Origin of the sequence: Streptomyces brasiliensis, from assembly GCF_014647875.1 — a bacterium.
Classification (GTDB): Bacteria; Actinomycetota; Actinomycetes; order Streptomycetales; family Streptomycetaceae; genus Streptomyces; species Streptomyces brasiliensis.
In genome coordinates this window covers 109,063-122,458 of sequence record NZ_BMQA01000001.1, presented here as the reverse complement: position 1 = coordinate 122,458, position 13,396 = coordinate 109,063, and the positions used below count along the sequence as shown (strand labels likewise).

The window sequence follows — 13,396 nt, the reverse complement described above, 5'->3', positions numbered from 1 at the left end:
TGCTCAGGGGCGGTGCTCGGGAGTGGGGTACGGGGAACTGGGGCGGCGCTCAGTTGTCGGCCGGCAGCCGGCGCTGGGACTGCGGGCGCCTGCGGCGCTGGACGGCGCCGTACGTCTTCTCCAGGGCCGCCGTCGTGGCGTCGAAGGAACGCTGGGCGACACCGACGAACAGGCAGTCGATGAGCGCGAGTTGGGCGATGCGGCTGACGGTCGCGCCGGAGCGGAAGGGCGTCTCCCGGGCGCAGGTCGTCAGCACGAGGTCCGCGCTCTCCGCGAGGGTGGAGCGCGGCACGTTGGTGAGGGCGATGGTGGTGGCGCCGCGCTCGGCGGCGGCCTGGAGGGGCTCGACGGTGTCCTCGGTCTCGCCGGAGTGCGAGATGGCCAGGGCGACATCGCCGGGACCGAGCAGGGCGGTGGCCGTGAGTGCGGCGTGCCGGTCGGTCCAGACGAAGGCCATATGGCCGATGCGGTGCAGCTTCTGGTGCAGGTCCTGGCCGACGAACGCGCTGGCGCCGACGCCGAAGATGTCGATCCGGCGGGCCCCCGCCACGGCGTCGACCGCGCGGCCCAGCACCTCGATGTCCAGCTCGGACCCGGAGTCCTCCAGTGCGCGCACCTCGTTGTAGATGATCTTGCCGACTATCTCGCCCAGGGTGTCGGTGGCGCTGATGTCGGTGGTCGGTGCCGGGCGCTCACCGCCCAGCGCGTTCTCGCGAGCCGCGGCGGCGGCCAGGGCGAGGCGCAGCTGCGGATAGTTGGGGACCCCCACCGTCCGGCAGAACCGCATCACGGTGGCCACCGAGGTGTCGGCCCGCCCGGCGAGCGCACTGATGGACAGCTCCGCCGCCTGCGCGGGATCGGCCAGGACGGCGTCGGCCACCCGCCGCTCCGAGGGCGGCAGTGACGGCAGTGCCGCGCGGATGCGTGCCAGGGTCGCGGCGGGGGAGGCGTCGTCCGCCGACCGGGCCGGTGTGCGGGGTGGTTCCTGGCGGGCCATGGCCGTTCCCTTCAGAGTGGCTGGGCGACACGTTAATCACGCGTCGGCAGGACGTCAAAAAGTTACGAAGTGAATTGCTCGAAGTTACTTATTGACATACGGACGTTTGCCTTCTGATACTCGCTGCACCGCGATCCGCGGCGGTCCCCGGCCCTTCGGCCGTCCCGTGACCGCCCGACGTGACGGATCCCCGACGACACGAAGGCGTGCCGCATGACAGCAGCAGTGGCGGTGGACCTGGGCAAGACCGGCTGCCGCGCCGTGCTCTGGAGCGACGGCGCCGGTCCCGCCCAGGACGTCCACGAGGTGCCCGGTGCCCCCGGGCTCGCCGCCGACAACGGCGTGGCCCTGGCCCGTACCGCCGTACGAGCAGCCGTGCTCCCGCTCCTGGCACGCCAGCCCTCGCTCCGGCTCGCCGCCGTCTGCGTGGGCGCGGCCGGCGCGGCCTCGGCACCGGACGCGGCCCGGGAACTCGCCGGACTGCTCCTCGAGGACCTGCCCGCGGACGAGGTGGCCGTCACCAGCGACGCCGTCACCGCCCACGCGGGCGCCCTCGGCGGCCGTACCGGTGTGGTGCTCGCGATCGGCACCGGCTCCGTCGCCATCGGCATCGGCGACGACGGTTCGTACGCCCGCGTCGACGGCTGGGGCCCCTGGCTCGGCGACGAGGGCAGCGGCGCCTGGATCGGTGCCGCCGGACTGCGGGCCGCGCTGCGCGCCCACGACGGACGCGGACCGGACACCGCACTGCTGGCCGCCGCCGTCGCACGCTTCGGCGACCCCGACCGGCTGCCCTCGGCCGTCGGCCGGGACGGCAACCCCGCCCGCACCGCCGCGACCTTCGCCCCGGACGTGGCCCGCGCCGCAGCCGAGGGAGACGCCGCCGCTTCCACGATCGTCCGGGACGCGGCCACCGCACTCGGCGAGGCCGTCCTCGCCGCCGCCCGCCGCATCGGGGGCGACGACTCCCTCCCCGTCACCGTCACCGGCGGGCTCACCGGCCTCGGCGAACCACTCCTCGGCCCGCTGCGGTCGGCCCTCACCGACTCCCCGCGCCCCCTCCGGCTGCGGCCCCCGCTCGGGGACCCGCTGGACGGCGCACGCCTGCTGGCGCTCGACGCGTCGGCACCGCATGAACCCCATGTCGCCCGCGTACGGCGGACGACATCCCTGCCCAACGTCCCCACCCCGCCGGCGACCCCGCCGGCCCTTGCCTAGGAGTGAGCGTGCGCCAACTCGACCTCGTGGTGGTCGTCGTCTATCTGGTGGCGATCGCCTGGATCGGACTGCGCCTGGCCGGACGCCAGAAGACGGCGAAGGACTACTTCGTCGGCGAAGGCCACATGCCGTGGTGGACGGTCTCGTTCTCCGTGGTGGCCACCGAGACCAGCGTGCTCACCGTGATCAGCGTCCCCGGCGGCGCGTACAGCGGGCAGGGCTTCGGCAACGTCGAACTGGCCCTCGGCTACGTCATCGGCCGCGTCGTGGTGGCCACCGTACTGATCCCCCTGTACAAGCGCGGCGGCTTCGTCAGCGCCTACCAGTACCTGGGCACCAGATTCGGGCTGAAACTCCAGGGGCTCGCGTCGGTGACGTTCGTCTTCACCCGGCTCCTCGCCGAGGGCGTCCGGCTGTTCGCCTCGGCGATCCCGATCAAGCTGCTGCTCGACGAGTTCGGCGTGCACGCCGGTTACCGCCTCATCATCATCGTCCTCACGGTGATCACCGTCGTCTACACCTACCTCGGCGGCATCAAGGCGGTCATCTGGACCGACGCCATCCAGATGGGCCTGTACCTGGGCGGTGCCATCCTCGCCATCGCGGTGCTGTCGGGCCACGTCGGCGGCAGCGGCTTCTCCGACGCCCTGCACTCGGGCCACTTCAAGCTGTTCGACAACAACTTCGACCTGGCGCACATCCTCACCAGCCCGTTCGCCCTGCCCACCGCGATCATCGGCGGCGCGATCTTCGCCATGGCCAGCCACGGTTCGGACCAGCTGATCGTCCAGCGCGTCCTGGCCACCCGCTCGCTGCGCGACGGCCAGAAGGCCATGATCGCCTCCGGTGTCTTCGTCACCCTCCAGTTCGCCGCCTTCTCCCTCGTCGGCGCGCTGCTGTGGTCGTACAACCAGGGCAAGAGCTTCTCGGACCTGGGTCTGTCCAGCTCCGACAACCTCTACCCGAACTTCATCCTGCACGGGCTGCCCGTGGTGGTCTCCGGACTGCTCGTGGCCGGCATCCTCGGCGCCGCGATGGGCTCCCTGTCCTCAGCGCTGAACTCCATGTCGAACTCGACGGTCTCGGACATCATCCACAGCTTCTTCCGCAGCACCCCGTCGGAGGAGACGCTGCTCAAGCTCGCCCGTGTGATGACGCTGGTGTGGGCGGTGCTGATGGCCGTCTTCGCCTGCGCCTTCAGCACCAGCACCGGCAACGTGTACCTCACCGGCCTGACCATCGCGGGCTACACCTACGGCGCACTGCTCGGCGCCTTCCTGCTCGGCAGGATCGTCCGGCGGGCCAACGAGGTCGACTCCATCGTGGCGTTCCTGGTGACCGTCGGCCTGATGACGTACGTCGTGCGCGGCGTCAAGATCGACGTCACCGTCGCCGGCGCCACCGTCCCGACGGCGATCGCCGCCCAGTGGCTGGTGCCGATCGGCGTCATCGTCACCCTGGTCGTCGGTGGTCTGATGAGCCTGTTCCACCGCGCCCCCGAGCCCGTCGAACTCCCGGCGGGCGACGGTGAGACGGGCTCCGGCCCCGACCGCGTCGCCGTGGCCACCGGCCAGGACTGACCACCCGGGGCGGGGCCGCCGCTGCGGCTCCGCCCCGCCATGTCGAACGCCGGCCCCGCCCCGCCGTATCGAGGAAGAATCCGTGCCACAACCCACCCCGCCCGCACCGGGCAACGTGACTTGGGAGATGCCGTGCGTGTGATCGGCCTGATGTCGGGCACCTCGTACGACGCCATCGAGGCCGCCGCCGGGGATCTCACCCTGGACGGCGACACCCTGTTCCTGCGGCCCCTGGGCCATCTCTCCGTCCCCTACCCGGACGACCTGCGGGACCTGATCACCGCCACCCTGCCCCCGGCCGCCACGACCGTCCAGGCCGTCTGCGCCCTGGACACCGGCATCGGCCAGGCCTTCGCCGGTGCCGCCGAACGCGCCCTGCGCGAACTGTGCGACGGCGCCGCCGACCTCGTGGTCTCCCACGGCCAGACCATGTACCACTGGGTCGAGGACGGCACCGTGCGCGGCACGCTCCAGCTCGGCCGGCCCGCCTGGATCGCCGAGGCCACCGGGCTCCCGGTCGTCTCCGACCTGCGCAGCAGGGACGTGGCCGCCGGCGGACAGGGCGCCCCGCTGGTCGGCATGACCGACACCCTGCTGCTGCGCGCCCTGCCCGGTACGCCCGCGGCGCTCAACCTCGGCGGCATCGCCAACGTCACGGTCCTCGCGCCCGGCGCCGAGCCGCTGGCCTTCGACACCGGCCCCGCCAACGCCCTGCTGGACGCGGCCGTACGGTACTTCACCGACGGCGCCGCCGCGTACGACGAGGACGGACGCAGAGCCGCCGCCGGCCACACCCACCCCGAACTGCTGCGCATCCTCCTCGACGACCCCTACTACCGCAGGCCCGCACCGAAGAGCACCGGCAAGGAACACTTCCACCTGCCCTATCTGCAACGGGCGTTGGACGCGCTGCCCACGCCGGCGCCCGCCCCCGACGACGTGCTGGCCACCCTGACCCGGCTGACCGCCGTCACCGTGGCCGGCGCCTGCCGCACCCACGGGGTCACCGAGCTGGTCGTCTCCGGCGGCGGTGCCCGCAACCCGGTGCTGATGGGCATGATCGCCGAGGAACTGCCTGGCGTACTGCTGCGCCCCAGCGACGAGCTGGGCCTGCTGTCCGACGCCAAGGAGGCCCTGGCCTTCGCGATCCTGGGCTTCCTCACGGTCCACGGTCTGCCCGGCACCCTGCCGTCCGGCACCGGGGCACGCCGGGCCACGCTGCTGGGCAGCATCACCCCGGGCCTGACACCGCTGCGCCTGCCCGAGCCCGTGGCACAGCCGCCGCGCCTGCTGCGGGTCACCCCCTGACACCCCACTTCGGCATCGAGGACCCATGAGCCGCACCGCCGCCACACCACCCGCCCCGGCTTCGACCGCTCGCCTCGCCGAGCTCCTGGCCGCGTGCGTGGACGACCCGGCCCGGGTGAGCACCGACCTGCCCCGCCGTATTGCGTCCGCGCACGACGCGTCGCCGTACCTCTTCACGCCGCAGGCCGTCGTGCGCGCCGCGTCCGCGGCCGAGGTCGGCGCCCTGATGGCGGGGGCACGCGCGGCCGGACTCCCACTGACCCTGCGCTCCGGCGGCACCAGCCTGGCGGGGCAGGCGGGCGGGGACGGCATCCTCGTGGACGTCCGCAGCCACTGGCGCACCGCCGAGGTCCTCGACGAGGGACGGTGCATCCGGCTGCAACCGGGCCTGACGGTACGCCAGGCCAACGCGCGGCTCGCCCGGTTCGGCCGCCGGCTCGGCCCCGACCCGGCGAGCGAATCCGCCTGCACCATCGGCGGACTGGTCGCCAACAACTCCAGCGGCATGAACTGCGGCACCCAGGACAACGCCTACCGGACTATGGAGTCCCTGCAGTTCGTGCTGCCGTCCGGCACCGTGGTCGACACCGCCGCCCCCGACGCGGACCAGGCGCTGCGCGCCCGCGAGCCCGAACTGCACGCGGGACTGCTGCGGTTGCGCGACCGCATCCGCGCCTCGGCCGCCTCGCGTGCCACCGTCGAGCGGCTGTTCGCCATGAAGAACACCATGGGCTACGGCCTCAACTCGTTCCTGGACCACACCCATCCGGCCGACATCCTCGCCCACCTCATGATCGGCAGCGAGGGCACCCTCGGCTTCGTCGGTGAGGCCGTCTTCCGCACCGTACCCCTCCTGCCGCACACCGCCACCGGCCTGCTCATCCTGCCCGGCCTCGCCGAGGCCACCGACGCGCTGCCCGCACTGCTGACCGCCGGAGCGCGCACCGCCGAACTCCTGGACGCCGCGTCGCTGCGCGTGGCGCAACACTCCCCGAACCCGGTGGACGAGGTGCGCGGTCTGCGCGTGGAGCGGCACGCCGCGCTGCTGGTGGAGTTCGCCGAGGACACGGCCGAGGCGCTGGCGGAGAGGGTGGCCGCCGCGCAGCCGGTCCTGGACCGGCTGCCCGCCGTCACCGGAACCACGCTCGTCCGCGACCCGCGCGTCCGGGCCCGGCTGTGGCACCTGCGCAAGGGCCTCTACACGGCGGTCGCGGGCGCGCGCCGTCCCGGCACCACCGCGCTGCTCGAGGACATCGCGGTGCCGATGGAACGGCTGACCGGCACCTGCGAGGGGCTCATCGACCTCTTCGAGACGCACGGCTACCAGGACGCGGTGATCTTCGGTCACGCCCGCGACGGCAACCTGCACTTCATGCTCACCCAGGACTTCGACTCGGCCCGCGAGACCGAGCGCTACGCCCGGTTCACCGACGCCATGGTCGACCTCGTCCTGGACAACGGCGGCACGTTGAAGGCCGAGCACGGCACCGGCCGGGCGATGGCACCCTTCGTCCGGCGCCAGTACGGCGACGAACTGTACGACGTCATGCGCGAGTTGAAGCGGCTGTGCGACCCGCACGGCGTCCTCAACCCGGGTGTGCTGCTGGAGGACGACCCGGCCGCACACCTGCGCAGCCTCAAGAGCGTCCCGCAGGTCGACCCCGCCGTGGACGCGTGCGTCGAGTGCGGCTACTGCGAGCCCGTCTGCCCCACAGCCGACGCTACCACGACCCCCCGTCAACGCATCGCCCTGCAACGGGAGATCGCGCTGGCCCGCGCGGCGGGCGACGACGAACGCCGCCGCGCCCTGGAGGCCGACTACACCTACGCGGCCGTCGACAGCTGCGCGGCCGACAGCCTGTGCGTCACCGCGTGCCCGGTCACCATCGACACGGGCGCGGTCATGAAGCGCCTGCGCGCCGAGCGCCACAGCGCGACCGCGCAGCGCGCCGGGAACGCGGCGGCGCGGCACTGGGGTACGGCAGTGAAGGGCGTACGCGCCGCGCTGAACACCGCGCACGTGGTTCCCACCCCGGTGCTGCGGGCGGCCACCGGCGCGGTACGTCGGCTGGGGGCGGGGGAGTTGGTCCCGGCGTGGTCCGACGACATTCCGCGGGGCGGGTCGGCGCGTCCGGCGGCCCGGCAACAGGCGGGGGCACAGGCGGTGTTCTTCGCCGCCTGCATCGGGAGCGTGTTCGCGCCGGAGGGAGGTTCGCCGGAGGGAGGTTCCGAGGGGGTGGCGCCCGCTATGGGGGGCGCTGCCGGTTCGGTGTCCGGGGAGGGGGCATCCGGCTCGGTGGCCGCGTTTCTCCGGCTGTGCGAGCGGGCTGGAGTCCCGGTCACCGTGCCCGACCGGCTGGCGGGCCTGTGCTGTGGCACCCCGTGGCAGTCCAAGGGCTACACCGCCGGGCACCACACCATGGCGGCTCGCACGCTGGAGGCGCTGTGGGAGGCCAGCGACCAAGGCCGGCTTCCGGTGGTCTGCGACGCCTCCTCGTGCACGCACGGCCTGGAGCAACTCCCCGACGCCCTGCCGGAGTCGGACCGCGCCCGCTTCGCGTCCCTGCGCTTCGTCGACAGCGTGGCGTTCACGGCCGAGCACCTGCTGCCCGCTCTGCCCGAGCCCCGCCGCACCGGCAGCCTCGCCCTGCACCCCACGTGTTCCACCGTGCACCTCGGCATCGACGACGCCCTGCGCACCGTGGCCGAGGCCGTCAGCGACGAGGTCACCGTGCCCGACAACTGGGGCTGCTGCGCTTTCGCCGGCGACCGCGGCCTGCTGCACCCGGAGATCACGGCGGCGGCGACCGCAGCCCAGGCCGCCGAGATCACGTCGCGCACGTACGACGCGTACGCCTCGTGCAACCGCACCTGCGAGCTGGGCATGACACGCGCCACGGGCCGCCCCTACCGCCACGTACTGGAACTCCTGGACGAGGCCACCACCTGAGGCGGGAGGGCGACCGGTTCCGGGTTCGGACCGGCACATCGACGGTGCCGAGGGCCAGCCCCGCTTCCTTGGCCCGCAGGATGACGGCGGCACGCGTGAGGTCGGCTGTGGTGTAGCGCCGGCGTCCCGCGGGGTCCCGTGCGGGAGTCAGCAGCCCCATGGCCTCCCAGTGACGCAGGACGTGCGGGGCGCCGCGTTCCGCGAGGGCGCCGATGTCGAGGAAGCCGTCCTCGCTCGACTCGCTCGACTTCATGTCGACATCAACTCGCAGTCTGGCGCCCATGATCAAGAAGGCGGAACGTGCGCGGCAGTCGGCGGACGACCTCGTAGCCCGCCCGGACGCGGCCGACGATCTGCCGGGCGTGCGCGAACTACGGTTCCTTTCCTACGAGTTGCTCAGCGTCCAGCCCGGAACACACGGAACGTCCGTGGTGGACGTCGGCTGCGGAGCCGGCCGCGCCGTGGCGGAGCCGGCCGAACGGGGCGCCACGGCCGCGGGCGTTGACCCGGACGAACGTATGATCGGGGTCGCCGGTGGAGGCCGGCCCGACGGGGACTACCGGATCGCCGACGCCTGCGCGCTGCCGTTCGCGGACGCCTCGCTGGACGGCTACCGCGCGGACGAGGTGTTCCACGAACCGGCCGACCCCGAGCGGACGTCGGCGGAGGCCCGGCACGTCCTGACGCCGGGCGGGCGGATCGTGCTGATCGGCCAGGACCGGGACAGCTTCGTGATCGACTCCGACGATCCGGCTCTCACCCGCACCCTCGTGCACGCCCGCGCGGACCTGACGCACGGCCCGCGAGCCGCTGGTCGGGCTGGCCGAAGGCGCCTGCGCGCCCGGTGCCATCACGCGCGCCCGGACGGACGCATGGATCACCGAGCAACGTACCCGAGCCGACGCCGACCGACTGTTTCTGGCCCTGCCGATGTTCGTGGCCGCCGCGACAGCGCCCCCGCTCGGAGAGAAGCAACAGCGTCGACGCGACCACGAGGGGTACCCGGAGCAGGCAGAAGACGGCGTACGGACCGCGGAAATCCGGTGAAAGGATGAATCGAGGAGCAGGCAATGGGCACGAAGACGCACAGGCCCGCCGGGAAGACCGCGGGCACGACGCAGAACGAGAAGGCCGTGGTGCGCGAGTTGCTCGAGCGGCAGGAGCGCACTTACCCGGCCCAGGCCGGGATCCGGCTGCGCAACACCCCGGCACCGCTGTACCAGACCCTCGTCCTGGCGACCCTTCTCAGCGCCCCCATCAGGGCCGACACGGCGGTGGCGGCGGCGCGGGCGCTGTTCGAGGCCGGACTGCGTGACGCGCGGTCGATGGCCGACGCTACCTGGCAGCAGCGCGTCGACGCGCTGGGGGAGGGCGGCTACCGGCGCTACGACGAGCGCACCGCCACGATCCTCGGCAAGGCCGCCGAGCTGCTCCTCGAACGGTACGACGGTGATCTGCGCCGACTGCGCGAGGAACCCGACCCGAAGCAGGCCCTGCTGGACATCCCCGGGATCGGGCCGACGGGGGCGGACATCTTCCTGCGCGATGTGCAGGGAATCTGGCCGGAGTTCGTACCGTACATCGATCGCAAGGCCCTGGACGGCGCGCGTCGGCTCGGCCTGCCCGACTCGCCGGACGAACTCGGCGGTTTCGTCCCGGGACGTGACATGCCGCGGCTGGCAGACGCGCTGGTCCACGCGGCCCTCGACAAGCCCTTGGCCGAAGAGGTGCTCACGGCGGCTGGGGCGAACCGGTCGCCGGGAGGTGGTAGCCACTGACAGTCGCAGCTGACCCACCTCGATGCGCAGTGTTCGTCCACGGCCTGGCGTGCGCATGCGCCGGCATGACTGTCTCTCTGCGAGAACTCGTCCTTCAGGTTCTTCCAGGTTCACGATCGGGTGAGTGACATGTGAAGCGTTACATGAATTATTTCTCGTGCTTTTGGGCGCATGAATAGCTAGCCGTAGGATTCCGACATGGGTGGAGTGCCTGAGCCGCACATCGGATGGACGTTCTTGACCAACCATGCCCGCGTGCTCGCGGCCATCGCCGACGATCACACCGCGCGCATCCGTGACATCGCTGCGTACTGCAGGCTGACCGAACGTGCCGTACAGAAGATCATTTCCGATCTGGAGCACGACGGCTACCTCTCGCACAGCCGGGAGGGCCGCAGCAACACGTATCGGATCGAGTCGAACAGGATCCTGCGCCATCCTGCTGAAGCCGGCCTGACGGTGGCGTCGCTCCTGTCGTGGCTCGTCAGGGACGAAGCGGACCGCAACCGCACCCTCCAGGAGCCCCGACAGGAGCAGTGAAGCAGGGGGAGGGGCAGCCGCACGTCTCAGGACGCCCGCCCGCCCAACTGCCAGTCGTGAACAGCGCGGTGGTAACGGAAGAGCTCCATGCCGACAGACTCTCGCCAACGCGCGGCAACAACTCAACGGGATGTGGCACGACTCCCTGAGTGACCGTGATCATCGGCCGAGCCGCCGCAGATGCTCAACACCCAGCCGGGCAACCGTTCCGATGACGGAATCGCCGTACGGCACCCGAGGACCGGGCGGCCCGATCGGGCGGGTGAACACCGCCACCGCGAACCGAGAACCGTCCGGGAAGTGCACCACCCCGACATCGTTGCTCACACACCCGGGAACACTGCCCGACTTGGCCGACACCCGCACCTCGTCACCGAATCCGGCCGCGATCTTACGAGTGAGCCGCTGTTGACCGAGGAGGGACCGCACCGCGGCGCAGGCCTCACCCGGCCCCGCCTCGTCGCGCCAGATCATCCTCAACAGGCGGGCCATCTGCCCGGTCGTCGCGCTGGTGATGCGCCCGGGCCGAAGGGACGGGGCGGACAGGGCCCGCTCCCAGATGAGTTCCGCATCCCGAGGCGAGCCCGCTCCGCGCATCGCCCGCTCCATCTCCGCCCACCCGGCGAACCCCGCGTCGAGGCCGATCGCGTCGAACTCCTGCCGGATCGTGCCCGCCAACCGGATCCTATCCAGCCCCAATTCGGCCAGACGCGCATGAATCCGCGGCACCGACACCCGGCGGATCAACACGTCGGTCGCGGTGTTGTCGCTGATGGTCACCATCATCCGGGCAACATCACGGAGCGAGACCTCAACGTCGTCGTCGAAGATGCAGAAGCCCTGACCACCCGGAGTCGCCTGCGACGGCGAGAGGCGCACCCGCTCGGTCAGGTCCAGTTCCCCCTCGGTGGCCTGACAGAACAACTCCAACGCCACCGCGATCTTGAACGTCGACGCAGCGACCGTCGACAAGCCGTCGTTCACAGTGACCCGCCCGGGCCGGTCGATGTCCAACACCGCCACGCTGCCCCGACACCCCGCCTCGGCGAACGCCTGCTCCACCCTCTCCTCGATCACCCACCTACGGTGACACACATCCACACACGGTGTCCGCGACGCCGCGAATTCCCGGCGACAGTGGCGGGACGACGCGTCGGGGCGTCATCGCTGGCCGTTTAAATCGAACACGTGATTGAATTTAGCCATGCAAGCGATCCCTGACGACCTCGCCCAAGCCCTTGAGGAGTGGCACACCGCCTACCGCCGGCTCGCCGTCCAGCCGTGCTCGTCCTTGCGGCGCAAACTCGTCCGGCTGTCGGCCCAGGTGTTGTTCCATCCGTACTGGCAAACCGGCCAGAGGACGCCCGCGCGGTCGGCCCTGTATGTCGCACAGCGGGGAGCGAGGAGCTGACCATGTGCGTTGTCCCGTACGGGGACGCCGCTCGTCATGTCCCAGCTGCCACCTGACCCGGCCCGGCTGCGGGTGATCCTGGCCCATCTCGAGCGGCAGATCGCGGAGAACGAAACCGTGGGCCTCTATCTGCGCCTCCAGCGGGACGCCGTGGTCGCCGCACTCGCCGACCTCGATCGGCTTCCCCGGGGCCGTTCGCGGCGCGTCGCCAAGGGCGGCGGATCGCTGCCCGGCTTCGTTCCGCCACCCGTCCAGACCGGATACGTCGTCCAACGGGAGCGCACACCGAGCGAGCCGGCGCCCGCCCTGATCCACGTGGCCGACTGCGGCCTGGTGGTCGGTGCGTGCCGTCCGATCAGGGCCGACGAGGCCCGCGCCGCGCTCACCGACTCGACTGTCGAGCCATGTCCGTCCTGCCGACCGGACACCGAGCTGGGCATCGACGTGGCCTGAGCGACGCCACCGCGCTCGGCCTGCCCGGACAAGCCGTCGACCCACCGCTGGACGTGCCGCGGCTTAGCGCCCGACGTACCGTCGGACCCATGAACCCGGTGCCCCAGCGCATCGCCCCCTCGACGGACCGGGCCGTCGCCGCGATCCTGCTCGGTTGCCCACCGGAAGAGGTCGGCTTCTGCCCGCGCTGCCAGGGGCTCACCCGCCGCTACGGCCGCCGGGCCCAGGTCATCTGCCCCGCCTGCCGGGCGGCTGACGCCGAGGCCGGAGAGCGTGCCGCCCGCTGATCGAACGAACGGAACGGGCGCTCGTCCCACGTGCACAGCCGCTACGGTGCCTTGACCGGCTGGTCGACAACGCGGCGCTCTTCCACCGCCTGCCCGGATTCGACCCGCGCGAGCGCGACGACGAGCAGCAGGCGCCCCAAGGCGCCTCCCGTCCGTACGCGTCGGCTCACGGCCACACCGGGCCTTCCGGTCCGGTCCCTGCGGAACTCCCGACCCACAGGACCGAACTCGGCGGAGGTCAGCCGCGGGTGAGGGCGGTCCGCCAGGCCCTGACGCCCTCCGGGTCGGTGGTGATGTCGATGGTGACCGGTTCGATGGCGTCGACCCGCCAGCCGTCGGCGAACGACGCCTCGATCTCGGCGCGCGACACCCGCCGCGGGCCCTGGTCGCCGGGCTGCCGATCGCTGAAGCAGAGCATGAAGTAGCGGCCGCCGGGCCCTACGACGGCGCGCAGGCTGTCGACGAAGGCGACGCGGTCGTCGTCGCCGAATATATGGAACAGCCCGCAGTCGAGCACGGTGTCGAAGGACTCCTCGAGGCCGCCGAGATTCCTGGCGTCGTGCCGGAGGAATCGCGCCGTGAGTCCGCGGTCGCGTGCCTTCTTCCTCGCGGTCTCAAGGGCGTTGGACGCGAGGTCGACGCCGGTGGCGTCCAGGCCGAGGGCGGCGCACATGAGCACGTGCTCACCGGTGCCGCAGCCGACGTCCAGCACGCGGCCTCGGAGTTCTCCAGCGTCGGCCAGCGCGCGGAACGCCGGCTGGGGTCGGCCGATGTCCCACGGTGGCCGGCTCACGTACATGTCGTCGGGCCGGTGCCAGTGATTGCGGGTGCCTGGGTCGGGGTGCGGGCCGGCCATGCAGAGTCCTCCATCGGC

13 protein-coding genes and 1 pseudogene are annotated in these 13,396 nt (G+C 71.9%); 10 read left to right on the top strand and 4 right to left on the bottom strand.

What is annotated here, in order from left to right:
* Nucleotides 1–49: 49 nt before the first annotated feature.
* Nucleotides 50–997, bottom strand: coding sequence for a MurR/RpiR family transcriptional regulator (locus IEZ19_RS00525; RefSeq protein ID WP_189308935.1), 948 nt, complete (start codon nt 995–997; stop codon nt 50–52).
* Between the two features lie 213 nt (nt 998–1,210).
* Between IEZ19_RS00525 and IEZ19_RS00520 the strand changes: the two genes are divergently transcribed.
* The 4 genes from IEZ19_RS00520 to IEZ19_RS00505 all read left to right on the top strand — a co-directional run bounded on the left by IEZ19_RS00520 (nt 1,211) and on the right by IEZ19_RS00505 (nt 8,053).
* Entirely contained in the window at nt 1,211–2,215 is a 1,005-nt protein-coding gene (locus IEZ19_RS00520; RefSeq protein WP_189308934.1) for an N-acetylglucosamine kinase, read from the top strand.
* Between the two features lie 8 nt (nt 2,216–2,223).
* Nucleotides 2,224–3,795: a sodium:solute symporter gene (locus IEZ19_RS00515; protein WP_189308933.1), complete on the top strand. Its 1,572-nt coding sequence runs from the start codon at nt 2,224–2,226 to the stop codon at nt 3,793–3,795.
* Nucleotides 3,796–3,927: 132 nt separating this feature from the next.
* Nucleotides 3,928–5,103 (top strand): anhydro-N-acetylmuramic acid kinase, encoded by a 1,176-nt coding sequence (locus tag IEZ19_RS00510; RefSeq protein WP_189308932.1) that lies wholly within the window; start codon nt 3,928–3,930, stop codon nt 5,101–5,103.
* A 25-nt stretch (nt 5,104–5,128) separates the two neighbouring features.
* Nucleotides 5,129–8,053 carry an FAD-binding and (Fe-S)-binding domain-containing protein gene (locus IEZ19_RS00505; protein ID WP_189308931.1) on the top strand — a complete coding sequence of 975 codons (2,925 nt, stop codon included), beginning with the start codon at nt 5,129–5,131 and terminating at the stop codon, nt 8,051–8,053.
* A 52-nt stretch (nt 8,054–8,105) separates the two neighbouring features.
* Here the strand turns inward: IEZ19_RS00505 and IEZ19_RS50255 are convergent.
* Nucleotides 8,106–8,306, bottom strand: a pseudogene (locus tag IEZ19_RS50255) (MerR family transcriptional regulator); the annotation flags it as partial.
* On the opposite strand from IEZ19_RS50255, the gene IEZ19_RS00500 reads away from it, so the two are divergent.
* From IEZ19_RS00500 to IEZ19_RS00490, 3 genes are all read left to right on the top strand, one after another.
* Entirely contained in the window at nt 8,266–9,108 is an 843-nt protein-coding gene (locus IEZ19_RS00500; protein WP_308428918.1) for a methyltransferase domain-containing protein, read from the top strand. The pseudogene IEZ19_RS50255 and the gene IEZ19_RS00500 overlap by 41 nt on opposite strands.
* Before the next feature lie 15 nt (nt 9,109–9,123).
* Nucleotides 9,124–9,831: an endonuclease gene (locus tag IEZ19_RS00495; protein WP_189308930.1), complete on the top strand. Its 708-nt coding sequence runs from the start codon at nt 9,124–9,126 to the stop codon at nt 9,829–9,831.
* 198 nt (nt 9,832–10,029) lie between these two features.
* Nucleotides 10,030–10,371 (top strand): MarR family transcriptional regulator, encoded by a 342-nt coding sequence (locus IEZ19_RS00490; protein ID WP_189308929.1) that lies wholly within the window; start codon nt 10,030–10,032, stop codon nt 10,369–10,371.
* 159 nt (nt 10,372–10,530) lie between these two features.
* On the opposite strand, the gene IEZ19_RS00485 is transcribed toward IEZ19_RS00490, so the two are convergent.
* Nucleotides 10,531–11,448, bottom strand: a complete 918-nt coding sequence (locus IEZ19_RS00485; protein ID WP_189308928.1) for a serine hydrolase — start codon at nt 11,446–11,448, stop codon at nt 10,531–10,533.
* Nucleotides 11,449–11,575: 127 nt separating this feature from the next.
* Between IEZ19_RS00485 and IEZ19_RS00480 the strand changes: the two genes are divergently transcribed.
* From IEZ19_RS00480 to IEZ19_RS00470, 3 genes are all read left to right on the top strand, one after another.
* Nucleotides 11,576–11,782 carry a DUF8825 domain-containing protein gene (locus IEZ19_RS00480; protein WP_189308927.1) on the top strand — a complete coding sequence of 69 codons (207 nt, stop codon included), beginning with the start codon at nt 11,576–11,578 and terminating at the stop codon, nt 11,780–11,782.
* 36 nt (nt 11,783–11,818) lie between these two features.
* Nucleotides 11,819–12,235 (top strand): DUF6233 domain-containing protein, encoded by a 417-nt coding sequence (locus IEZ19_RS00475; protein ID WP_189308926.1) that lies wholly within the window; start codon nt 11,819–11,821, stop codon nt 12,233–12,235.
* A gap of 89 nt (nt 12,236–12,324) precedes the next feature.
* Complete coding sequence (locus IEZ19_RS00470; protein ID WP_189308925.1) at nt 12,325–12,522, top strand: hypothetical protein; 198 nt, start codon at nt 12,325–12,327, stop codon at nt 12,520–12,522.
* 238 nt (nt 12,523–12,760) lie between these two features.
* Here the strand turns inward: IEZ19_RS00470 and IEZ19_RS00465 are convergent, their stop codons facing one another.
* Nucleotides 12,761–13,378, bottom strand: a complete 618-nt coding sequence (locus IEZ19_RS00465; protein WP_189308924.1) for a class I SAM-dependent methyltransferase — start codon at nt 13,376–13,378, stop codon at nt 12,761–12,763.
* Between the last annotated feature and the right edge of the window lie 18 nt (nt 13,379–13,396).